This window comes from Rhizobium sp. SRDI943 (assembly GCF_057653695.1).
This window is the reverse complement of the sequence record NZ_CM172787.1, coordinates 4,788,554-4,809,889: the sequence shown is the minus strand read 5'-3', so window position 1 is coordinate 4,809,889 and position 21,336 is coordinate 4,788,554. Positions and strand designations below refer to the sequence as shown.

Sequence of the window (21,336 nt, the reverse complement as noted above, 5' to 3'; positions counted from 1 at the left end):
TCGGACCTCGTAACGGGCATGGAAGAGGTGAAGAAGGCGAGGCAGCCCTCGCTCTAATCCCCGCCTTCCTGGGGCTGCATAGACAGTCCAGGCCAGTTTGAGGCCAAACTCATGGAAAGGGTCGCTGAGGCGGCCCTTTTTTATTGTTTCGATGTCTTTATTGTCTTGATGCTAGGCGTTGACGGAAGATCGAAATCCCATTACTCATAAAGTCATCAGATGACTTTATGAGTAATGGGATGCGAGCGCTCAGCAAGACCAATCTCGCCGATGAGGCGATCGAGGCGATCCGCGGCGACATTCTCGGCAAACGCTGGGCGGTCGGCGAGAAATTGCCGAATGAAGCCTCGCTGTCGGCCATGCTGTCCGTCAGCCGTGGCACGGTGCGCGAGGCGGTGCGCGTTCTGGTCTCCCAGGGTTATCTCGAAACAAGGCAGGGTTCGGGAACCTATGTCCGCGCCACCAGCGATGCCGGCCGGCCGCTGACGATGGCGCGGCGCGCCAGCCTGCGCGACCAGTTCGAGGCGCGGTTGGCGCTCGACGTCGAGGCCGCCCGGCTGACGGCGATCCGCAAGACGCCGGAGACGGTTGCCGGGCTTCGCCGGCTGCTTGCCGAACGCGGCAATTACGACGGCGGCAACCAGGCCGCCTTCATCGAACGCGACCTTGCCTTCCACAAGGCCGTCATCGCCGCTTCGGGCAACCGGGCGATGATCGAGATCTACGATTTCTTTTCGGCCTCGATCGCTGATACCATCGCGGCGACGCTCGGCAAGGATATTCCCGAGCCGGATATGCAGGCGCATGCCGATATCGTCGACGCCATCGAAACCGGCGATCCTGACAAGGCGGATGCGGCGGTGCGCCGCTTCATGGCGCCGGTTCTTGCCGCACTCGAGCGGATGATCCTGTCATGAACACGCCTGCCAACCATGCCATAAGCACGCTTGAGGCGGCCGACGAACTGCTGATCGATGCCGAGGCCGGCAGCCTTCCACCGCCGCAGGCAACGCCGGTGCGGGGAGCGGCGGATCGTTTTCTGCTGGGCGCAAGCCTGGTGCTGATCGCCTTCAACCTGCGCCCGGTCTTCTCCAGCGCCTCGGCGCTGCTGCCGGAAATCCGCTCCGAACTCGGCCTCAGCGCGCTTGGCGCCAGCCTGCTGACGACGCTTCCGGTTGTCTGCCTCGGCGCCTTCTCGCCGCTTGCGCCTCGTCTTGCCCAGCGCTTCGGGACTGAACGCACGCTGCTCGGCGTTCTCCTGCTTCTGGCACTCGGCACCGCCTTGCGCGGCCTTTCCTCCGTGCCGCTGCTCTTCATCGGCACGGCCCTTGCGGGCGCCTGTATCGCTGTCGGCAATGTGCTGCTGCCGGGGCTGGTGAAGCGGGATTTCGCCGGGCGCGCCGCGCTGATGACCGGCTTCTACACGATGGCGCTTTGCGCCGGAGCGGCAAGTGCCGCCGGACTGACACTGCCGATCGAGCATGGGCTCGGCGGCTCCCTCGAAGGCGCGCTCGCCATCTGGGCGCTGCCGGCGCTCGCCGTCAGCCTGCTCTGGCTGCCTGAGGTTCTTCGCAACGGCAGACAGGCAAGGCGAAACGGCTTTCGCGTCGAAGGTCTCTGGCGCGACCGGCTCGCCTGGCAGGTGACGCTGTTCATGGGACTGCAATCGGCACTTGCCTATTGCGTCTTCGGCTGGCTGGTTCCGATCTTGCGTGAACGCGGGCTCGACGGCGTCACCGCCGGGGCGATCGTTTCCCTGTCGGTGATGGTGCAGGCGGCATCCTGCCTGATCGTGCCGCATATCGCCGTGCGCGGCCGGGACCAGCGGCTGATCAATGCGAGCCTCTGCGGCGTCGCCGTCATTGCCCTGCTCGGCCTGCTCTTCGCGCCGCTTTCGACGGTCTGGCTGTGGGCGGTGCTGCAGGGCATCGGCCAGGGCGGGCTGATCGCGGCAGCCATGACGACGATCGTGCTGCGCTCGCGCGATCCCGATGTCGCCGCCCATCTTTCCGGCATGGCGCAATGCGTCGGTTACCTGCTCGCCGCCATCGGCCCGCTCATCGTCGGCCTCATCCGTGGCTGGACCGGCAGCTTTTCCTGGTGCGCCGCCCTCTTCGTCGCACTCGGACTGGGCGCAGCAATCAATGGCTGGAAGGCCGGCCGGGCGGTGGAGATCAATGTCCATGTGGTCGAGAAAGACGGCTGAGCCCTTCGCTCACCTATCCATCACCATCTCTTGATGCCGGTCGTCGGCAGCGGATGCTACGCTATCTCAGCCTCTCATTCCCGATCGCCGGAGGAGACATCTTGCGCATACGAACCCTGTTTCTGCTCGCCGCGCTTGTAGCATCGCTGGCCCCTGCCCTTTCCCATGCGCAGGAAAGCGATCCACCGAGGGCGAATGTCCAAAGCGGCGCGCGCGGCGGCGTATTGAAGCTGCTGCCGGCCGATTCCGTCACAGAGCACGCGCTGACGATCGGCGACCGGAAGCTCGCCTATACTGCCACCGCCGGCACGCTGGATCTCTTCGGCCAGGACGGGGCGCAGACCGGCGCGATCTTCTACACCGCCTATGTCGCGCGGGATGGCGGGGCGAACCGGCCTCTGACCTTTGCCTTCAACGGCGGGCCGGGTGCGGCGTCCGCCTTCCTGCATCTCGGGCTGGTCGGGCCGAAGGTGCTCGATTTCGGGCCGGACGGACGCGACGGCGCCAATGCGAAACTCGTCGACAACCCGCAAAGCTGGCTCGATTTCACCGACCTCGTGCTGATCGATCCGATCGGCACCGGCTGGAGCCGGACGGCGAGGGCCGACGACGCCTCCAATTATTATAACGTCAGTGCCGATGCTGAGAGCATCGCCAAGGCGATCGCGCTCTATGTCACACACAACAACCGTTCCAACTCGCCGAAATATCTTCTCGGCGAGAGTTATGGTGGCTTCCGCGCCGCCAAGGTCGCCTCGGCGCTTCAGGAGAGCCAGGGCATCATCGTCGCCGGAGCGGTGATGCTTTCCCCCTTGCTCGAGGGTCAGCTGATGTTCAATGCCGACCAGTTCCCGCTCGGTGCCGCGCTGGAGCTGCCGTCGCTCGCCGCCGCCGAACTCGACCGGCATAACGCCTTTGACGAAGAAAAGCAGAAGGCGGCCGAGACCTTCGCGCTCGGGGACTATCTGACGACGCTCGCCGGGCCGCCGCCGACGGGCGCCGACGCCGCCACCTTCTATGGCAGGATCGCCGCATTGACGGGCATTCCCGAGGATATCGTCACCCGCAACCGCGGCTTCCTCGGCAGTTCCTTCGTCAAACATTCAGATGAGGGCAGCGGCGAGGTGATGAGCTCCTACGACGCCTCCTTTGCAGCACCCGATCCCTATCCGGAATCGGATTACGATCGCGGCGACGACGCCATCCTCGACGGGTTCACCCGCGCTTATGGCGGGGCTTACGCCGACTATGCCCGCAACGAACTCGGTTTCAAAACCGAGATGACCTATTCGCTGCTCGACCGCGATATCAGCCGGCGCTGGGAATGGGGCGGCGGGCGCGGCGGCGGATCGCGCTTCCAGGCCAGCGCCACCGACGACATCAGGCAGCTGCTCGCCGCAAACCCGGCCTTCCATCTGCTGATCGCACATGGCTACAGCGATCTGGTGACGCCTTATGGCGTCAGCCGCTACGTGGTCGACCATCTGCCGCCCTCGCTCGCCAGTGGCCGTGTCGGACTGAAGCTTTATCGCGGCGGCCATATGTTCTATACAAGAGCTGAACAGCGGGCCGCCTTCACGGCGGATGCAAAGGCCTTCTACGCCACACACCCGGCCGCTCAGCCGGCGGACTAAAGCGTGGCGATGTCTTGTCGCTAAACCGCTCTGCAGTTTTGCGCGACATGCTTTGGGGACTTGCCGATGCATATTGCCGGAGGATGCCACTGCGGCGCGATCCGCTATCAGGCGGAGATCGACCCGGAGCGGGTCTCGATCTGCCATTGCACCGATTGCCAGCGGTTGACGGGCTCGGCCTATCGCATCACAGCACCAGCACGGTCGGGAAGTTTCACGCTCACTTCAGGTGAGCCAAGAGGCTACGCAAAATATGGCGACAGCGGTGGTCTCAGCCGGCAATTCTTCTGCCCCAATTGCGGATCGCCGCTCTACCGCACGGACGGCGACGGCGGCGCGATCGGCATCCGCGTCGGCGGCATCGACCAGCGGCGGGAACTGGCGCCGAAAAAGCAGATTTGGTGCCGCTCGGCCCTCTCAGGAGTGGAGAATATCGAAACGCTTCCGCGCTTCGAGGGCGAGGATTAGGCTGGCGCCGGCTTGACGGGCGGATCGGGGACAGCAGTCAGGCTGGCGGATAGGAACTCGGATGTCATGGTAGCGGTTGACTGACGATCATCGGCCAGTCGTCAGCCGGTCTCAAAATCACCCGGCTGCGGCGGTGCGATCGGCGTAAAGAGCGTGCGGTCCGGCTTCAGGTCGAGAAGCGGCGTACCGTCGAGACAATCGAGACCGCGCACAAGCAGAACCGCGCCTTCGACGGCTTCGAGCCGGACGATCGAGGTGCCGATCGGATTGGGCCGGACCGGCGAGCGAAGCGAAAAGGTCCCGTGGGTCTTGCCGGTCCGCGCCGGGCTTTGCAGGAGCAAGTCACGGCGAGACCGATCGAGCCAGTAGAGAACTTCCAGCCGCTCGAAAGCCTCGACGCCCTGTAGTGCCGGCACCCAGGGCTCAAAGATCTGGATCCGGCAAAGCGGGCCATCATGACGGCCTTGACGCGGCGTTTCCGGCCGTGACGTCCACGGCGTGGCGATGCGGCCGATGAAAACGAGGCCTGCATCCGTCGGCTCCGGCGGCTCGATCGCCACTTCGTTGTCGCGGATTTCATTTTCACGGACCATGGCTTTTCCTCATTCAAACCGCAAAATCGGCCGGGACTATGCCATGGCGTTATATTTCATGGAACATCTCGTCGATAACGCTTGCCACGAGCCTATTCCGGCGGGGGCATATCCGGCCAGTTGTCGGTCACGCCGGCCTGGACCGGACGCTCCAGATAGGTGGAAAGCGCAATATAGCTGCGGGTGCCGGTGACGCCGGGAACGGCATGGATCTGGGCGAGAAAAGCTTCCAAGGCCTGCGGGCTGGCGGTGCGGACCTTGAAGAGAACGCTGGCGTCGCCGGCGACCGAATGCATCTCCTCGACCTCGGGAAACTGCAGGATCTGCATCAGCCGCTCGCTCTTGCCCCAACCGGCTGCCTCCACATGCACGAAGGCAAGCAGCGGTTTGCCGAGGGCCGCGCCATCCAGCGCGGCATGCACGCCCTTGATGGCGCCGGATTGTCTCAGGCGGCGCACCCGCTCATGCACGGCCGGCGCCGACAGGCCAACCGCTTCGCCAAGCCTGGCATAGCTCTGGCTGCTGTCGGCGGCGAGCGCGGCTAATATTCTTCGGTCGAAGGCATCGATGACAGCCTGCTGGGGCCGTCTCTGCCGAAGATCGTCTGTATTTTTCGCCATTCTGCAAACTCCCCTTTCTGCCGAAGAATAATCGCCGATACTGGCATTCTTCAATAGGATATTCGGAGGAGGAGAAATCTCATGGAGATGATCGCGCACAATCCAGCAAACGGGATCTATGCGGCCAGCCCTGATTACATCCATGCGCTGGAGGTCAGGCAATCGTCCCGGCTGCTCTTCGTCAGCGGCACCATGGGTCTCGATCAACAGGGAATGGCCGCCGCCGATCTGGATGGGCAATTGGAGCTCATCTGGTCCAATCTGCGCGCCATCCTCACGTCCGCTGATATGACGGTGGACAATATCGTGCGACTGACGAGCTATCTCAGCGACGGCGCCTTTATGGAGGCGAACCAGAATGCCCGTCTTCGGGCACTTGGCGGCCGCGCCGTGCCGACCACGGCGATCATCGTCGAAACGCTGCGCGACGACTGGCTCGTCGAGATCGAGATCGTCGCCGCCGGCTGACGGCAGATCGGCCGTCGCACCGCAAAGGTGCGACGGCTGCGGCGATCAGGCCGCCTGTCTCAACAGGCCGAGTGCCTCGGCCAGATCGACCTCGCCGCGGAAACCGCCGCTGCTTTTCGCCTCCTGCCGATGCTCGATCGCATAGGCAAAACGCACGGCCGGTTCCTGCTGCATGCGCTCATAGAGGCGATGCAGGCCGGGAAACTGCCGGCGGTCGACGACCTGGTGAAAGTCGTTCCAGCGGGCGATGCCGACGAAATAGGCATCCGCCAGGCTCGGCCCATTGCCGAGAAGCCATTCGCGACCTTCGAGCAGACGCTCCAGCGTATGATGCGCCTTTTCGACCGCCGCGATTCCATAGGCGGTGAGGACCTGTTTCTCTTCCGGCTCCATTGGATGCTCGATCGCATACCAGAGCGGGCCGAAGGCCTTGAAGAAGGTGGTGTTGAGAAAGGAGAGCATCTGGTTCAGGCGATCGAAATCCGCCGACCCCTGCACAAAACCCAGACCTTTGCCAATCGCGCCGGCGCCGATATGGTGGAGGATCGCCATGCTTTCGCTGATCGTCCTGCCATCTTCGAGCAGCAGCGACGGCGTTTCGCCGACCATGTTGATCCGCTTGTATTCTTCACTGGAGACTATTTCCGGCATCTCGACGCGGCAGAGCCGATAAGGCAGGCCGGACCATTCCAACGCGACGATCGAGCCGAAGGAGCAGCCCTCCGGAACGCCGTAAAACAATATGGGTGACATCAATCGTTCCTTTCAGAATTGAACCCGTTTGGACGCGATGAATGTGAAGATGTGGACGATCATGCGGTAGAGGCTATAAATGCATCGCAATGTCCACATATCTGGAAGCTGGCGATGACACTCTTCAACCTCAACGATCTGCATCTTTTCGTGCAGGCCGTCGACAGCGGCAGCTTTACCGCCGCCGCAAGGCATCTCGGCATTCCGAAATCGACGTTGAGCAAGCGGGTTGCCGAGCTGGAGGCACGGCTTGGCGTGCGGCTGATCCAGCGCACGTCGCGAAGCTTTGCGCTGACCGAACTCGGCCGGGAATTCTTTCAGCATGCCCAGGCCTCGATCATCGAGGCGGAGATGGCCGAAGGCATCGTACGGCGGCATCTGGCCGAACCCGCCGGCAGCGTTCGCCTGACCGCCTCGGTGCCGACGGCGCAGTTTACGCTCACGGAGCATCTGCCGGCGCTGGCGGCACGCTATCCAAAGCTCCGGCTCTCCTTGCACGTGACGGACCGTTTCGTTGATATCGTCCAGGAAGGCTTCGACATTGCGCTGCGCAGCCACCGTGGGCCGCTGCCGGATTCGGCGCTGGTGCAGCGGAAGCTCGCCAGCCACCCCTTCTACATCCTCGCCTCGCCGGATTATGTGAGTGCTCATGGCGAACCGCGCCGGCCGGAGGAGCTGGCACAACATGCGACGATCATGACCAGCCTGACGGAGGACCAGTGGCGGCTTTATTCGGGCGGCGACGAGGCTCTCGTCATGCTGCATTCCGTCGTGGCGGCGGATGAGCCTTATGTCTTGATGGAAATGGCCATGTCGGGGCTCGGCATTACCTGCCTGCCGACATCCGTCTGCCGCAAGGCGCTGGCGGACGGGCGGCTGGTGCGGGTGCTGCCGGAATGGACGGCCGGCAGCATCGAAACGACGATCCTGATGCCGCACCGGCGTGGCCAGTTGCCGGCGGTGCGCGCCGTCGTCGACTTCCTGGCCGAGCGGCTTGCGGGATGATGATCACGCCGCCTTGGCGGCGTGATATTCCTTGATGGCGACCATCTTGATCGCCGGATGGCGCTCGGACTCGTAACGCAGCGAGAAACCGTCCTGGGCGAGGAAGACCGGATCGCCGTCGAGATCGCGGGCGATATCGCCGCGTTTGACAGTGAGGAATTTTTCCAGATCGGCCGGCTGATCGGCCGAGATCCAGCGGCAGACGGAAAAACGCGACATTTCGAAGGAGACCGGCAGGCCGTATTCGGCCATCAGCCGCTCCTTCAGGACGTCGAGCTGCAGGGCACCGACGACGCCGACGATCGCCGGCGAGCCGTCTTCCGGCGAAAACAGCTGGACGACGCCTTCTTCGGCCATCTGCTGCAGGGCTTCCTTGAGCTTCTTCGCCTTCATCGCGTCTTCCAGACGGACGCGGCGCAGGATCTCCGGCGAGAAGTTCGGCACGCCCTGGAAGACCAGCGATTCACCTTCGGTCAGCGTATCGCCGATCCGGAGCGTGCCGTGGTTGGGAATGCCGACGACGTCGCCGGCATAGGCGGTGTCGGCGAGCTGGCGCTGCGAGGCGAAGAAGAATTGCGGCGCCGTCAGGCCGAGCTGCTTGCCGGTGCGGGCAAGCCTTGCCTTCATGCCGCGCTCGAGCTTGCCGGAGCAGATGCGGGCAAAGGCGATGCGGTCGCGGTGGTTGGGGTCCATGTTGGCCTGGATCTTGAAGACGAAGGCCGTCATCTTGTCGTCGGTCGCGTGCACGATCCTGGTATCGGCGACCTGGTCCCGCGGTGGCGGCGCAAAATCGCCGAGCGCGTTGATGAGGTCGCGAACGCCGTAATTGCGCAGCGCCGAGCCGAAGAAAACCGGCGTCATATGGCCTTCGAGGAAGGCCTGGCGGTCGAACGGACGGCAGGCCTCGATCGCGAGCTCGGTCTCCTCGACGAAGACCTGGCGCTCGTTTTCCGGCAGCCTGCCGGCCACGCTTTGCGGACCGTTGACCGGCGTTCCCTCGATTTCGGTATCCGAACCGCGCACCGTGTTGGCGGCGATATTGTACGAGCCGCAGAAGGTCTTCGAGCGGCCGATCGGCCAGGTGATCGGCGCCGTATCCAGCGCCAGCTTCTCTTCCACCTCATCGAGGATCTCGAAGGGATCGCGGCTTTCGCGGTCCATCTTGTTGATGAAAGTGATGATCGGGATATCGCGCATGCGGCAGACTTCGAAGAGCTTCAGCGTGCGCGGCTCGATACCCTTGGCGGCATCGATGACCATGACGGCGGCATCGACGGCGGTCAGCGTGCGATAGGTGTCGTCGGCGAAGTCCTCGTGACCCGGCGTGTCGAGAATGTTGAAGACATTATCGTTATATTCGAAGGTCATCACCGAGGTGACGACGGAGATGCCGCGTTCGCGCTCGATCTTCATCCAGTCGGAGCGCGTCTGCATGCGATCCTTCTTCGCCTTGACTTCACCGGCAAGCTGAATGGCGCCGCCGAACAGCAGCAGCTTTTCGGTGAGCGTCGTCTTACCCGCGTCCGGGTGGGCGATAATAGCGAATGTGCGGCGGCGGGAGACCGCCTCGGCGAGACTTTCGGCCATGCTTGTGAATCCTGTGGAATTGCCGCGTATCTAGCGATTAAAGCCCGGCAATGCAATTGACCTCGGGCCCTCGGACGCAAAGTAATGGGCCATGACGATTCATCACGATACGCGCCCGGCGCTGAACCTGATCCGCTTAGCCAATGGCGAAGGCCTCGATCTGCCCGCCTATGAAAGCAAGGGAGCGGCCGGCATGGACCTGCGCGCTGCCGTCGACGAGGCAGCACCACTGACACTTCTGCCCGGCAAGCGGGCGCTGGTGCCGACCGGCTTCATCTTCGAGATCCCCGAAGGTTTCGAGGGGCAGGTGCGGCCGCGCTCCGGCCTGGCCTTCAAGAACGGCATCACCTGCCTGAATTCGCCGGGCACCGTCGACAGCGACTATCGCGGCGACGTGAAGGTACTGCTCGTCAATCTCGGCGAGGAGCCTTTTATCATTTCGCGCGGCATGCGCATCGCCCAGATGGTGATCGCGCCGGTGACCCAGGCACGGGTGGCGGAGATCATCGCGGCCAGCGAAACGGCGCGCGGCGCAGGCGGCTTCGGCTCCACCGGCGTCTGATGGCAGAGCGCCTCGACAGCGCCGGCCTGACCTTCCGGCAGGACTATTTCGGCGACCCCGCCGACTGGGCGGCCCTGGTCTGCCTGCTCAAGGATATTTTCGGCATCGATATCGGACCGCTACGACAGCTCGGCGGACCCGATCCGACGAGCATGCCCTTCGGCTGGTTTGATGCCGAAGGCGAGCTTACGGCCAATATTTCGGCCTTTGCGCTGCCCTTTGTCCTCAACTGCAGGATTGTCCATGCCGCCGGGCTGCAATCGGGCGCCGTGCGGCCGCCATGGCGCGGCCGCGGGCTCTATCGCGACGTCACGGTGAAAGCGCTCGACTGGTGCGAGCAGCAAGGTTTTGAAGCCGTCATCCTCTATACCGACAAGCCGTCGCTCTACGAAGCCTACGGTTTCCACGCGATACCGCTGCACCGATATGAGGGAGCGGCGCCCGCCCCTTCAACACCAGCCGCACCCGCCCGGCCGCTTTTGCCGACAAACGCGGACGATCTTGCCCTGCTGCAATCGCTGTTGAAAGGACGAAGCCCGGTTTCGACCTCGCTGGCGGTCACGGTCAATGCGGCGATGTTTCTGATCAACACCCAGCTCGATCCGGATGTCCGCATCAGCTTCCTGGAAGACAAACAGGCGGTGATTGCCTGGAAGATCGATGAGGCGGGCCGCTTCAGCCTTCTCGACGTCGTGGCGGCGGAGATGCCCTCGCTTGCCGCGATCCTTGGCGGACTGGAGATCGTGCCCGCCTCCGTCGAGGTGCTGTTCCGTCCCGACAAGCTCGGCTGGGAGGGTGTTCCACAATCGTTGGAAAGCGGCACGAGGCTGATGCTGCGCGGGCTCGGCGATGCCACCCTGGATTTTCCGGCGATGCTGTCGCCGATGGCGGAATTCTAGATCCCTCTATTTCCGGCGTGAAAGCGGCGGCAGGCGGCGCTTGACGGGCGAGGCTTTGATCATCGCGGTGTTGGTCTCCGCCCTTTCGGCGACCCGGTCGAGAATGCCGTCGAGGTCGGCCATCGAGCGGATGACCAGGCGAGCGATAAAACAATCATCACCCGTCACCTTGTCGCATTCGATGATTTCGGGAATTTCCTGGATGATCCGCTCGACGATGTGCAGCTGCCCTGGCAGCGGACGCACGCGCACGATCGCCTGCAGGGGATAACCGACGGCGGCGGGATCGAGATCGATGGTGAAGGCCTTGATGACGCCGCGCTCTTCCAGCCGGCGCAGGCGCTCGGCGGCACTCGGCGAAGAGAGGCCGACCTGCTGCGCCAGTTCTTTTAGCGAGATCCGCGCATTGCCGGCCAGCGCCTCCAGAATGGCCTGATCGATTTCGTCGAGCGACTGCACATCATTAGCCACGGCGACCTATTTTCCTCTCATGATTAGGTATTTCGATCAATTTCCTTTTTATCAATATATAAAATCGCCTCTCGCAGCAATATTCTTATGCTACCGAAATGGAGGCAATCATGGGCAGCGACATCAAAAGAGGCACGGCGGAAATGACGGCAGCGATGCTGATCTCGGGGACGATCGGCTGGTTCGTCGTCATGTCGGGCCAACCGGTCAGCGGCGTGGTCTTCTGGCGCTGCCTGTTCGGCGCGCTCACTTTGCTTGTCATCTGCGGCGCTCTCGGGCTGCTGCGGCCCGGCATCATCACGCTGCGCGCCTTCGGCATCGCCATTTTCGGCGGCATCGCCATCGTCTTGAACTGGCTGCTGCTGTTTGCCTCCTATTCGCATGCGACGATCTCGATCGCGACGACCGTTTACAACACCCAGCCCTTCATGCTGCTGGTACTCGGCGCGCTCTTTCTCGGCGAGAAGATCACCGCGACCAAGCTGTTCTGGCTGGCGCTCGCCTTCGCCGGCATGGTGGCGATCGTCCAGGCGAAACCCGGTGCGGGCGGCGCTGCGTTCGACGGCTACGGCCTCGGCATCCTGATGGCGCTGGGGGCTGCCTTCTTCTACGCGCTCGCAGCCCTTGCCGCGAAATGGCTAAAGGGCACGCCGCCGCATCTGATCGCGCTCATCCAGGTCGCAACCGGCATGCTGATGCTGGCGCCGATGACGGATTTTTCCCACCCGCCGGGGGATGTTGGGTCCTGGGCGATCCTGGTGACCGTCGGCGTCGTCCATACCGGGCTGATGTATGTGCTGCTCTATGGCGCAATCCAGAGGCTGCCGACGCATCTCACAGGCGCTCTGTCCTTCATCTATCCGATCGCGGCGATCCTCGTCGATCGGCTCGCCTTCGGCCATGCGCTGCAGCCGATGCAGATACTAGGTGCGGCGATCATCCTGCTTGCCGCCGCCGGCATGAATCTCGGCTGGACGCCGCGGTGGCTGCGGCCGCGGGCGCTGGAGAGCTGAGAACCGGGCGTCCCGATCGGGATGGCTGAGACGCCCCGTTGCCGACATTACCTCTGCGGGCGCGTCGTTTCGAACAGGAACCAGGTGCGGCGCTCGCCCTCATCGATCCAGTTCTCGATCAGGCTGGCGGTTGCGACATCATTATGCTCGTCGCAAAGGCCATGCACCTCGCGCAGCAGCGAAACGAGCTGAACGTTGTCCTCGCGCAGTTCCGACAACATGTCCTCGGGCGTGACGAAATCCGCGTCATTGTCCAAAAGGCGCTGCTGACGAGCGATCTGGCCGATGGAGCGCAGCGTCGTGCCGCCGATCTTGCGGGCACGCTCGGCAATGTCGTCGGTCATCGCGAAGATCTGTTCCGCCTGTTCGTCGAGCAGCAGATGATAGTCGCGAAAATGCGGGCCGGACATGTGCCAATGGAAATTCTTGGTCTTCACATAAAGCGTAAAGACATCGGCGAGCAGCGCGGTCAGCGCCGCCGAAATATCGGTAGTGGCGTTGGTCGACAGGCTGGACGGCGTCTTGAGTGGCGAAAGCCTGCGGGTTTCGGCTGGCGTATGGGACATTTAATCTCTCCTTGGTGATGAAAATCTCTAGCGCCACCGGCCGGGAAAACGCGGCGGGCCGCGCTGATCGCGCATTTGCAGAGAGGGAAATAGCAAGGCCGGGTCGCTTTCCAAGTGGATCATGGTCCAGCAGACCTATTCCTCATGGTTATGGACCGATCAGCGCCAAAGCATTGATGAGGAAGCGGCGCTTGCCTATAGATGGGTGGTGGAAGCCCTGAGGGTTAAGAAGATGAGCCTCACCGTCCTGATCACCTATGCCGGAGCGCTGTTCATCGCCGCCGCCATTCCCGGACCCGGGATCACCGCGATCGTCGCACGCGCGCTCGGCTCGAATTTCCGCGAGACCTTCTTCATGGGTCTCGGCCTTGTGCTCGGCGACATGATCTATCTCACGGCGGTCATTCTCGGCCTTGCCTTCGTGGCGCAGACCTTTACCGAGGTGTTCATAACAATCAAGATCGCCGGCGTCCTCTATCTCGGCTACATCGCCTGGAAACTCTGGACGGCGGGGCTGCTACCGCAGGATATCGCGGCGCGGAAATCCACCAATATCGGCATGTCCTTCCTCTCCGGCCTGCTGGTGACGCTCGGCAATCCGAAGACGATGCTCTTCTATGTCGCCCTGGTGCCGACGCTGATCGATATCGGCAATATCGGCCTGCGAGACTATGCGCTCCTGCTTGCTGCCACCTTCGTCGTGCTGATCGTCGTGCTCGTGCCTTATATGCTGCTTGCCTCACGGGCCCGCACGATGCTGAAGCAGCCGCGGGCCTTGCAGGCGCTGAACCGGGTTGCCGCCGGCATCCTCGCCGGCACCGCCGCCTTCATCACCACGCGGGCGGCCTGAAATAAACATTCGGCAAGAAACGGTTTTCAAAGGTTTTTTTCTCTCCTGATTGCTCCTCCAGGTCGAACGCGGTCTGGCCTAGACGGGCCTTTGACCCTATTCTCCCCCTCGATTTCAGGAGCAGGATTTCAAAGGGAGAGCACCCATGTCGCACAAGCCCGGCCGCGGCCGCATCTATTCCTCGATCACCGAGACCATCGGCGACACGCCACTCGTGCGCTTCGACAAGCTGGCGCGGGAAAAGGGTGTCGTGGCGAACCTGATCGGCAAGCTCGAATTCTTCAACCCGATCGCCTCCGTCAAGGACCGCATCGGCGTCGCGATGATCGAGGGCCTCGAAGCGCAAGGCAAGATCACCCCCGGCAAGACGGTGCTGATCGAGCCGACCTCCGGCAACACAGGCATCGCGCTCGCCTTTGCAGCCGCCGCCAAGGGTTATCGGCTGATCCTCACCATGCCGGAAACGATGTCGGTCGAGCGCCGCAAGATGCTGGCGCTGCTCGGCGCCGAACTGGTGCTGACCGAGGGACCGAAGGGCATGAAGGGCGCCATCGCCAAGGCCGAGGAACTGGCGTCCTCCCTTCCCGATGCCGTCATTCCGCAGCAGTTCGAAAACCCTGATAATCCCGAGATCCACCGCAAGACGACGGCCGAGGAAATCTGGAACGATACCGACGGCACGGTCGACATCGTCGTCTCCGGCATCGGCACCGGCGGCACGATCACCGGCGTCGGCCAGGTGCTAAAGAGCCGCAAGCCCGAGATCAAGATCATCGCCGTCGAGCCGGCCGATTCGCCGATCCTCTCCGGCGGCAATCCCGGTCCGCACAAGATCCAGGGCATCGGCGCCGGCTTCGCGCCGAAGATCCTCGATACCGGCATCTATGACGAGGTCGTCACCGTGACCAATGACGAAGCCTTCGAACAGGCGCGCCTAGTCGCCAGGCTCGAAGGCGTGCCGGTCGGCATCTCCTCGGGTGCGGCACTGACGGCCGCGATCAAGGTCGGCGTCCGTCCCGAGAACGCCGGCAAGAACATCGTCATCATCATCCCCTCCTTCGCCGAACGTTATCTTTCGACGGCGTTGTTTGAGGGGCTTGGGAGCTGAGATTGGCTTTCGCTGTCCATTCGTCTTCGCAGAATATCGGGGCGCTTCGGCGCCCCCTCTTGTTACGCGGCAGCCGAAACGGCTCCACACCGTGACGTAACCCGCCGCTACACCAACCACAAAAACCAAAAACCGCTGGGCAAACTCAAAATTGCATAAAACCTGGGGCAAGGTCACCACGATCCCGACCGTCGTACGATGAAGTATTTCAGACATAGAAAGCTAAGTAACCGACGTAAGGCGAAGTTACACCCGCTGACACAGTCAGTCTGACCTCTCCAGTTCACGCTTGACCAAAACACCGTTACTCGTTGTCAAAATGAACGGTACACTTTGGATTAAGGGAACGGGTTTGCCAGATTTTCGCAGCCCTAACGGTCGATGGACGAGTCCGACTCTAACGCCATTGTAAAAAACGAACTGGATAAGATTGATTTCTTAGAGTAACCTAATGTTGCAGGTTGTGTAAAATGCACAGCTAAAGTGGCACCAGTGGGAGGTAAGTTCGATGTACTACTGCGAATACTACAACACACTTCCAGGTCCCGAGGACGCATTTTCTAATCTCGATCGCGCCGCATTTCGGCGCTTATTTAAGAGGGCATGCAAGGCAGTCCATAATTACAATATGGATGGAAAGCTTCACCTGTTTCTCAAACATAAACATAGTTCGGTTCAAGAAAACGAGGTGATGGTTGAGTCCGAGTATGTATCGGCTGACCAGAAATTTGGATTTGCCACAAGCCCCTCCGCGTATCATAGGGGCCTTGTCCCATCAAGTTGGACGGTAGAAGATAGTCAGATTCTGCCGTTTGAGTTCTTCGATCCTGATTTGGCATCAAAGATTGAGCCGATCACCAGGCAGAACGCGGTGTCCGAGGTCGCAGCTTTGATAGTCGCTGAACATCTAGAGCAAGAAATTGGCGTAGGGCTAGCGGACCGGCCGAGTACACGAAATCTCGCGCGCGACACGCTCTTCGTTGAGCGAATCGAAGACGACGATCACTACCAGCAAATAGTCCTTCCGTATCGGCGAGATGAAGTTACGATAAAGAACCCGGTCCCTACAAGGTGGATTATTGGCGGAAGCAACGACAAGAGGATGACCGCATCGCTGGAGTGCGAGCCGGTGATTGTCTGCATTCCACGGTCTCCCGGACATGCTGAAGAGAACCAGGGGCATATAAACTCAGATGATCCTTGAGTGAGTCCGGAACTGCCTCGCCTCTGACGAGACAGTTCGCCCGCTGCCACCTCCAGTATACGAGCCCGAAGCTACCACCTTCATTGCAAGCAGTTGAATCTACGTGTTATACGTGTAATTCGTAGAATAATTGAAATACTTATCAAGGGTTTCTGAAATTATCTAGGAGAAATTCGATGAGAGAGTATGAGATCACCCGCGCTGAACTTGTTGAACTTGCAGATAAACTTGAAGCTCTGGGGAAAATCCTCAACGAAAAGGAAACGGTATTGCTGTCCGGCCTTTTTGGGCTATCGGCCAAAGCAATAGGCACCTATTTTCGAGACTACGTTAACACTGAGGCGCTCGCGGCATCTGGGCAAGGTGCCAGCAAGACCGACGCGAAGGCGGAGGATTTTCCTGAAGTGCTCCGTATCAGTCTTCCTGATTATGGTGAGGTCGTTAAGGTCGACGCGGGCTTCAAATCCACTTTCTATGGCGGGTCAGAAGGGGGGATAAAGCGAGCTCAACGGCTGGATCGAAAAGATCCGTATCTTCTCGGACCAAACATTCCGATCCAGTGTATCGAGTGATATAAATGGATCACGGAAGCTCCTCGGAAAATCTTCTGCTTGTGAATAGCAGCAGATCGCTTTCAGTCGCACTTATATCTCCACCATTTGCGACAACGGGGCGGCCCTCACTCCAACTTGGCCTTTTAAGTGAGATTGCTCGTAATAACGGCCACTTAGTCGAGTGTTTCCATCACTATCTAGACTTCGCTTCGATGGTTGGTCTGGAACACTATGAGCCTCTCTGCAACCATCATGCGCGACTAATAGGCGATTGGCTCTTCGCAAAAGTCGCGTTCGGGCAAGATGTTCCCGACATCCACGACAAATATTTGGAAGCGATATCAGAGGATATCGCACATCTTGACGCTGGTTTTGGGCTGACCACCCAAACTCTGATTCACATTCGCGATGAGCATGCGCCGGCGTTTTTGGACAAAGTCATTGGGGCCACAGACTGGACTAAGTTTGATGTCGTGGGCTTCACATGCACGTTCCAGCAAACTGTTGCCGCCATTGCAATCGCTAGACGGATAAGGGCGCTTTCACCGCAAACCAAGCTTTTATTTGGAGGAGCAAACTTCGAGAGCGAGATGGGCGAGGAATTGGTGCGCAATTGTGACGTCATTGATTACGCAATCTCAGGTGAAGGCGACGTAGCCTTTCCAATGATCTTAATGCGTATAGCCGACGATGAGGAACCGTCGAATGTTCCCAACATCCTCTACAGACGCGTAACCGGTGAATTGGTACGCGGCCCCACACCGCCGCCATTTAACAATTTGGATTCACTTCCATTCCCGGACTACTCGGACTTTTTTCGGCGGGCTGAAGAGTTAGCGCTCTTGGACCGCCATGGGATGCGGACGGTCGCGCTTCCGTTTGAAGCCTCCCGTGGCTGTTGGTGGGGACAAAAGCATCACTGTACATTTTGCGGCTTAAACGGGACAGGGATGGCGTTTCGGCGGAAAAGCGAGCAACGCCTGATCAACGAACTAACCGCATTGGCTACCGAGTACCGCTGCTTTTACTTCGCGGCAACAGACAACATCATGGATAGAGGGCACCAAAAAAAACTCTACTCGAACCTGTACGAGAGCGGACTTAGCTTGCAGTTCTTTTACGAAGTAAAATCTAACTTAACGAGAGATGAAATTTCGGATTTTCGACGGAATGGCATCATTCATATACAGCCCGGAATAGAGTCACTTAATACAAATATTCTTAAACTAATGAAAAAAGGCGTACGCGGGATACAAAATGTCAATCTACTTCGCTGGGCTAAACATTTCGATATATTCGTAGCTTGGAATCTCTTGCGAGGGTTTCCGGGAGAAACGGAGCAGGACTATGCGGATCAATTAGCGGTAATAAAATTAATCCCCCACCTGCAGCCTCCGGGTGGATTTGGAAAAATCTCCCTTGAGCGTTTTAGCCCATTATTCAATGACAGAGACAGTCACGAGATGGAAGACTTCGCTCCGGAACTAAGTTATCGTTTTATTTACCCTCGCCATTTCGATCTCTCAAAAATCGCATATCATTTCACTCACAAATTCCGAAATGCGCTTTCTGATGAAAGCTTCGTCGAGCACTATGAAGCGGTCAGGCGGTGGGGTGAGCAATGGGCTGGCTTTACGCCACCACGTCTCGACTACTGGTATACCGGACGTTCTATATTCGTAAGGGACGAGCGGCCAAATCGCACTGCAGGTATATACCAGTATGACGGCGTACCGGCCAGATGCTATTACCTCACCAGCGAGCGTCCGGTAAGTATATGGCAGTTGCAAAACGCTCTGGATGGCAGTGTCAGCGTGGAGGAAATAACAGCCGTTCTTCGAATTTTTTGCCAAGATGGCCTAATGCTTGAAGAAGACGGGCTTTTTCTGGCATTGGCGACTCCAAACAAAGATGTTCGCCCCTGGGCTTACTAGAAAATGGCAAGGCCATCGCTATCTGTATTTCTAAATGAACGGCTGGTTGTTATCACCCCCGTTGGCTTTAAGAAGGTGGCTGCCGAGGCCGCGAACAACGCGGTTTCAGTGTCTCCTGAGTTTCTGATCACTTCCGGTAAGAATGGCATTATTGTTGGTCCAATAATCAGCAACGAGATCGGTATCTGCCGCTATTGCCTTATAGCTCGATTTTACAGCAATGGTTTTTCTGATGATTTTTCTGACGAACTTGTCGTCCCTATCGACGTTGTTCGACAGTACGGCAACATAGTCACGAAAAACAACTTCAACATATTCAAACGTTTCAGTTTTTGCGCGAGGCAGCGGGCTGAACCGCTCGAGACGGCTCTTCCTCTGCCGGAATGTGGGAACAACTGCTCCGGCAACTTAGGTGGCACTCAGTTCGGCTGGGAAGCTGCGGTCAGCGAAAACTGCGGCCTAGTCCATTCAATCCATCAACTGCCTGGTTTCTCAAACGAAAAGTCGGCATTTCTAAGTGTTGGTTGCCGGACGGACACATTCATGTCGTCCAGGGCGAATAATATTGGAATGTCCTGCCATCCAAAGCCCGAGACTGCGAAGAAAATAGCCGTGTTCGAAAGTGTGGAGAGATACTCCTGCCACGTTGATGCGGCGATTCGGCCTTCACAGTTCTCCCACCTCCCAGATGGTATCTGGTGCTCGGAACTTGATGACGTAGAGCAACGTGCTCCGAACGAGAGGAGCTTGCCCTTCGAGGCTTCCGCCCCAATTCTCGCCAATAATTTTGGCTCAGCTGCTGGTTCAACAATTAGATTTGCCGTCGCGTCAGCGTTTTCTGAATTAATTGAAAAGGAAATTGTCGCAATCAGCTGGTCCAACAAGAGAAGTGTGTCAATCAGAGGGTATTGCTGGACACGCTCTATGGTCGAGCGAACTTTGAATTTCGTAATGGTCGGCAAGGCTTTCGAGAAAAATGTCATACTGTGTTACGCAATCGGGGAATGGCCTTACGTTTCATTTGGCTTTGGTGTTGGCACGTCGGTCCGTGAAGCAGCTGAAAAAGCAGAGCGTGAGTTTCTCATCACTGAGCATCTTCTTTTGAAGTTCAGAGAAATCGATAGAGACCTGATCGGAGATCGCCTGTGGCAATTTGCCAATAATGCCGCCGCGGCAAGTCAGTTTTTTTCCTGGGTAGCTGCACTAACTGATCCGGCCAAAACACCGCTGAATGCCAACGCTCTGAGCTCAACGTTCTGGAAAATTGATCGGACAACAGCCGATGTTGCGGCGTGCGGAGTGCACGTTTTTTGGGTGATAGGAGACAAGACGAGATCACTGGGATCTCATAAGCAACAAGTGCCGCCCTATCTCTGCCCGCGAGCCTAAATTACGCTCGGCAGGCGTTCCTGAAAATGACCTTGCCCCGTTGAAATAATCCATTTTGAAGTAAGCTCTGGCCCATTTGAGAGGACCAGAGGATGAAGCGCAATCGTTTCACAGACGAACAGATCATCGGCATATTGAAGGAGCACGAGGCAGGCACGCCGGTCTCGGAGCTTTGCCGCAAGCATGGCGTCAGCGATGCCAGCATCTATAAATGGAAGGCCAAGTTCGGCGGCATGGAGGTGTCCGAGGCCAAGCGGCTGAAGACGCTTGAGGACGAGAACACGAAGCTGAAGCGGCTTCTGGCGGATGCGATGCTCGACAATGCTGCCTTGAAAGACCTTCTGGGAAAGAAGTGGTGACGCCCGCGGCCAAGCGGAAAGCTGTCGCGCATCTGATGAGCCATCATGAGATGAGCGAACGGCGGGCGTGTAAAGCCATTGGTTTTTGCCGAATGACGGTCCGTTACGAGACCAGGCGCGACGATGATCATGAGCTTCGCGAGCGAATGAAGGCGTTGGCGCATGAACGTCGCCGCTTCGGATATCGACGCATTCATGTGCTGCTCCGGCGCGAGGGACACCTTGTGAACCACAAGAGGCTCTTCCGGCTCTATCGGGAGGAGAAACTGACGGTGCGCAAGCGCGGCGGTCGCAAGCGAGCGATAGGCACGCGAGCGCCGATGCTGGTGCCGATGGTGGCCAATGATCGTTGGTCGCTAGACTTCGTGTCGGATCAGTTCACCGATGGGCGCAGGTTGCGGATTCTGACCGTCGTCGATGATTGCACGAGGGAGTGCCTGGCGCTCGTCTCCGATACATCGCTTTCCGGTCTTCGCGTCGCACGGGAGCTTGACCGGATTATCGAGGAGCGCGGCAAGCCGAGGATGATCGTCAGCGACAACGGCAGCGAGTTCACCAGCAACGCGATCCTGCAATGGGCGGACCGGACCAAAGTTGACTGGCATTACATTGCGCCTGGCAAGCCTATCCAGAACGCTTTTATCGAAAGCTTCAACGGGCGGCTGCGAGACGAGTTCTTGAATGAAACTCTGTTCTCGTCGCTTGCTCACGCCCGGTCCGCGCTTTCAAACTGGCGTAGCGATTACAACGATCAACGCCCGCATTCAGGCCTTGGCTGGCTGACACCGGCCGAATTCGCTCAGACACTCAACCCGCGACGTGATGCGGTGCTGCGCAGCCGAAATGGCTCCGCACCGCAACCCGCCGCTACCGAACCAACAACAGCAACCAAAAACCGCTGGAGCGAACTCAAAACTGGATAAAACTTGGGGGCAAGGTCAAAAACATCGAACCACTGCTCCATGAAGTGGCGGGGTCAACCGGCGTTTCGGCTTAGAATTTCAAAGAGATGCAGGCTAGGCTGCCATGCAGAAAATTTCGAGCCTGAAAAAGGGAGGCACGGTCCGCTCCGACATACGGTCATCAGGTTATT

The 21,336-nt window shown here is 59.5% G+C and carries 22 protein-coding genes; 16 read left to right on the top strand and 6 right to left on the bottom strand.

Annotated elements, in window-relative coordinates; all coding sequences use genetic code 11:
• Nucleotides 1-239 precede the first annotated feature (239 nt).
• From AC245Y_RS23965 to AC245Y_RS23950, 4 genes are all read left to right on the top strand, one after another.
• Nucleotides 240-917, top strand: a complete 678-nt coding sequence (locus AC245Y_RS23965; protein WP_017995831.1) for a FadR/GntR family transcriptional regulator — start codon at nucleotides 240-242, stop codon at nucleotides 915-917.
• A complete protein-coding gene (locus tag AC245Y_RS23960) occupies nucleotides 914-2,206 on the top strand; it encodes a CynX/NimT family MFS transporter (RefSeq protein WP_017995830.1) in 1,293 nt (430 codons plus the stop codon). The genes AC245Y_RS23965 and AC245Y_RS23960 overlap by 4 nt, the downstream gene beginning before the upstream one ends.
• A 101-nt stretch (nucleotides 2,207-2,307) precedes the next feature.
• Nucleotides 2,308-3,840 carry a S10 family peptidase gene (locus AC245Y_RS23955; RefSeq protein WP_017995829.1) on the top strand — a complete coding sequence of 511 codons (1,533 nt, stop codon included), beginning with the start codon at nucleotides 2,308-2,310 and terminating at the stop codon, nucleotides 3,838-3,840.
• A gap of 66 nt (nucleotides 3,841-3,906) precedes the next feature.
• Entirely contained in the window at nucleotides 3,907-4,308 is a 402-nt protein-coding gene (locus AC245Y_RS23950) for a GFA family protein (RefSeq protein ID WP_017995828.1), read from the top strand.
• 101 nt (nucleotides 4,309-4,409) lie between these two features.
• Here AC245Y_RS23950 and tsaA read toward each other — a convergent pair whose 3' ends face one another.
• Entirely contained in the window at nucleotides 4,410-4,901 is a 492-nt protein-coding gene (gene tsaA, locus AC245Y_RS23945) for a tRNA (N6-threonylcarbamoyladenosine(37)-N6)-methyltransferase TrmO (protein WP_012759858.1), read from the bottom strand.
• A gap of 92 nt (nucleotides 4,902-4,993) precedes the next feature.
• Complete coding sequence (locus AC245Y_RS23940; protein WP_017995827.1) at nucleotides 4,994-5,575, bottom strand: Lrp/AsnC family transcriptional regulator; 582 nt, start codon at nucleotides 5,573-5,575, stop codon at nucleotides 4,994-4,996.
• A gap of 27 nt (nucleotides 5,576-5,602) precedes the next feature.
• Here AC245Y_RS23940 and AC245Y_RS23935 point away from each other — a divergent pair, with 27 nt between their 5' ends.
• Nucleotides 5,603-5,989 (top strand): RidA family protein, encoded by a 387-nt coding sequence (locus tag AC245Y_RS23935; protein ID WP_017995826.1) that lies wholly within the window; start codon nucleotides 5,603-5,605, stop codon nucleotides 5,987-5,989.
• 45 nt (nucleotides 5,990-6,034) lie between these two features.
• Here the strand turns inward: AC245Y_RS23935 and AC245Y_RS23930 are convergent, their stop codons facing one another.
• Nucleotides 6,035-6,742 carry a glutathione S-transferase family protein gene (locus tag AC245Y_RS23930; RefSeq protein WP_017995825.1) on the bottom strand — a complete coding sequence of 236 codons (708 nt, stop codon included), beginning with the start codon at nucleotides 6,740-6,742 and terminating at the stop codon, nucleotides 6,035-6,037.
• Nucleotides 6,743-6,856: 114 nt separating this feature from the next.
• Here AC245Y_RS23930 and AC245Y_RS23925 point away from each other — a divergent pair, with 114 nt between their 5' ends.
• Entirely contained in the window at nucleotides 6,857-7,747 is an 891-nt protein-coding gene (locus tag AC245Y_RS23925) for a LysR substrate-binding domain-containing protein (protein WP_017995824.1), read from the top strand.
• Between the two features lie 3 nt (nucleotides 7,748-7,750).
• On the opposite strand, the gene AC245Y_RS23920 is transcribed toward AC245Y_RS23925, so the two are convergent.
• Nucleotides 7,751-9,334 (bottom strand): peptide chain release factor 3, encoded by a 1,584-nt coding sequence (locus AC245Y_RS23920; RefSeq protein WP_003555999.1) that lies wholly within the window; start codon nucleotides 9,332-9,334, stop codon nucleotides 7,751-7,753.
• Between the two features lie 91 nt (nucleotides 9,335-9,425).
• On the opposite strand from AC245Y_RS23920, the gene dut reads away from it, so the two are divergent.
• Nucleotides 9,426-9,896, top strand: a complete 471-nt coding sequence (gene dut / locus AC245Y_RS23915) for a dUTP diphosphatase (RefSeq protein ID WP_017995823.1) — start codon at nucleotides 9,426-9,428, stop codon at nucleotides 9,894-9,896.
• Nucleotides 9,896-10,795, top strand: coding sequence for a GNAT family N-acetyltransferase (locus AC245Y_RS23910; RefSeq protein ID WP_017995822.1), 900 nt, complete (start codon nucleotides 9,896-9,898; stop codon nucleotides 10,793-10,795). Before dut ends, AC245Y_RS23910 begins: the two co-directional genes overlap by 1 nt.
• 6 nt (nucleotides 10,796-10,801) lie before the next feature.
• Here AC245Y_RS23910 and AC245Y_RS23905 read toward each other — a convergent pair whose 3' ends face one another.
• Entirely contained in the window at nucleotides 10,802-11,266 is a 465-nt protein-coding gene (locus AC245Y_RS23905) for an Lrp/AsnC family transcriptional regulator (RefSeq protein WP_012759850.1), read from the bottom strand.
• A 98-nt stretch (nucleotides 11,267-11,364) separates the two neighbouring features.
• Between AC245Y_RS23905 and AC245Y_RS23900 the strand changes: the two genes are divergently transcribed.
• Nucleotides 11,365-12,279 carry a DMT family transporter gene (locus tag AC245Y_RS23900; RefSeq protein ID WP_017995821.1) on the top strand — a complete coding sequence of 305 codons (915 nt, stop codon included), beginning with the start codon at nucleotides 11,365-11,367 and terminating at the stop codon, nucleotides 12,277-12,279.
• Between the two features lie 47 nt (nucleotides 12,280-12,326).
• On the opposite strand, the gene AC245Y_RS23895 is transcribed toward AC245Y_RS23900, so the two are convergent.
• Nucleotides 12,327-12,845, bottom strand: a complete 519-nt coding sequence (locus AC245Y_RS23895; RefSeq protein WP_003544754.1) for a Dps family protein — start codon at nucleotides 12,843-12,845, stop codon at nucleotides 12,327-12,329.
• 232 nt (nucleotides 12,846-13,077) lie between these two features.
• Here AC245Y_RS23895 and AC245Y_RS23890 point away from each other — a divergent pair, with 232 nt between their 5' ends.
• From AC245Y_RS23890 to AC245Y_RS23860, 7 genes are all read left to right on the top strand, one after another.
• Nucleotides 13,078-13,695: a LysE family translocator gene (locus AC245Y_RS23890; protein WP_026157548.1), complete on the top strand. Its 618-nt coding sequence runs from the start codon at nucleotides 13,078-13,080 to the stop codon at nucleotides 13,693-13,695.
• A 145-nt stretch (nucleotides 13,696-13,840) separates the two neighbouring features.
• A complete protein-coding gene (gene cysK / locus AC245Y_RS23885) occupies nucleotides 13,841-14,803 on the top strand; it encodes a cysteine synthase A (RefSeq protein WP_003555993.1) in 963 nt (320 codons plus the stop codon).
• Nucleotides 14,804-15,311: 508 nt separating this feature from the next.
• Nucleotides 15,312-16,007, top strand: coding sequence for a hypothetical protein (locus tag AC245Y_RS23880; RefSeq protein WP_017995819.1), 696 nt, complete (start codon nucleotides 15,312-15,314; stop codon nucleotides 16,005-16,007).
• 176 nt (nucleotides 16,008-16,183) lie between these two features.
• Complete coding sequence (locus AC245Y_RS23875) at nucleotides 16,184-16,579, top strand: hypothetical protein (RefSeq protein ID WP_017995818.1); 396 nt, start codon at nucleotides 16,184-16,186, stop codon at nucleotides 16,577-16,579.
• A 5-nt stretch (nucleotides 16,580-16,584) separates the two neighbouring features.
• Nucleotides 16,585-18,495, top strand: a complete 1,911-nt coding sequence (locus AC245Y_RS23870) for a RiPP maturation radical SAM C-methyltransferase (protein ID WP_080635469.1) — start codon at nucleotides 16,585-16,587, stop codon at nucleotides 18,493-18,495.
• A gap of 3 nt (nucleotides 18,496-18,498) precedes the next feature.
• A complete protein-coding gene (locus AC245Y_RS23865) occupies nucleotides 18,499-19,884 on the top strand; it encodes a YcaO-like family protein (RefSeq protein ID WP_080635468.1) in 1,386 nt (461 codons plus the stop codon).
• Between the two features lie 92 nt (nucleotides 19,885-19,976).
• A protein-coding gene (locus tag AC245Y_RS23860) for an IS3-like element ISRle4 family transposase (RefSeq protein WP_085989693.1) occupies nucleotides 19,977-21,166 on the top strand; the annotation gives its coding sequence in 2 pieces (ribosomal slippage) (nucleotides 19,977-20,226 and nucleotides 20,226-21,166; 1,191 coding nt in all).
• Nucleotides 21,167-21,336: the final 170 nt, after the last annotated feature.